This is a genomic window from Kitasatospora sp. NPDC007106, from assembly GCF_040634455.1.
GTDB lineage: Bacteria > Actinomycetota > Actinomycetes > Streptomycetales > Streptomycetaceae > Kitasatospora > Kitasatospora arboriphila.
This window is the reverse complement of sequence record NZ_JBEYFP010001370.1, coordinates 1-1,167: the sequence shown is the minus strand read 5'-3', so window position 1 is coordinate 1,167 and position 1,167 is coordinate 1. Positions and strand designations below refer to the sequence as shown.

The following is a 1,167-nucleotide window of genomic DNA, read 5'->3' as shown; positions in this document are numbered from 1 at the left end:
GCCGTTCCACGGTGGCCGCGTCGCCGAGCAGTCCGGCCGCGATCAGCGCGGTGGCGGCGACCGCGGGGACCTGCTCGCGGTCGGCGAGGTCCAGCAGCTGCGGCAGGACGGCCGCGGCCTGCTCGGGGAACCAGGCCAGCACGTGGCAGGTCGACGCCCGGACGGCGGGTTCGTCGTCGGACAGCAGTGCGGCCAGCGCGGGCACCTCCCGCGCGACGGCGTCGTAGGCCGCCAGTTCGGCCTCGTACGCGGCGAGGTGGCGGTCGTAGTCGAAGGTCCTGCGCTGGAACTCGCGGACCCGGCGCTCGCCCTCGTCGGCGGCCCGGGCGACCCAGTCGTCGTACTCGGCCGTCATCGCGGCCGCGCCCTTGGCCCGCAGGTCCTCGACCCCGCGCCGCCACGCCGCGACCGCCACCCCGTCGGGGAGGTGCGCCTCGTCGTAGCCGATCGCCAGGCCCGACATCAGCTCCAGGGCCTGGGCCCGGCCGCGCCGGGAACGGTCGGCGGCCATGCGGGCCAGGAAGGGCACGGCGAAGGCCGAGGCCTGGTAGCGGCTGCCCTGGTGGAAGATGTTGCCGTACAGGGCGTGCAGGGCGCGGCCGCGATTGTCCCGGCCCTTGCCGCACAGGGCGCGGAGCTGGTCGGGGACGTCGCCCGCCGGCCCGTAGGCGTGTTCCAGGGACGCCCAGTCGATGTCGTCCAGTCCTGCGAACACGCTGTCGTTGTTCTCGCTCGTCACGGGCGAGAACCTCTCACACCGCACTGACATGCCGTTCCGCCCGCGGGTCTCCCCCGCGGGCGGTGCGACCGCTGCCGTCAGGGGGTGGCGTACCGGGTCACCTCGATCAGCCGGCACGAGGTCTTGCCGGCGGCCGTGGAGGTGCCCTGCGCCTTCTGGACGCTCTTCTGGTTGGGGGCGAGGCCGTTGGTCGCGGCCATGCCCTCCCCGATGCGGGTGCCGGCACCGTCGAGGAACTCGACCTGCACCATGTAGTTCGACGCCTTCGAGCTGTGGTTGGTGATGGTGAGCTCGGCGGACGGCCAGTGCAGGGTCGGGTCCACCGAGCACTTGGTGATCTCGACGTCCTTCGCCTTGTCGCCGTCACCGGCCGGGGCGGGCGCAGCGGCGTCGCCGGCTGCGGGCGGTGCGGCCGCGGACGGCGCGCC

At 74.4% G+C, this 1,167-nt stretch carries 1 protein-coding gene and 1 pseudogene; both read right to left on the bottom strand.

All coding sequences use genetic code 11. The features are described 5' to 3' along the window. Positions 1 to 715 (bottom strand): annotated as a pseudogene (locus ABZ641_RS38565) (hypothetical protein); the annotation flags it as partial. A gap of 101 nt (positions 716 to 816) precedes the next feature. Continuing rightward, the coding region (locus tag ABZ641_RS38560; RefSeq protein WP_359989351.1) for an FxLYD domain-containing protein at positions 817 to 1,167 on the bottom strand (351 nt) is incomplete at its 5' end.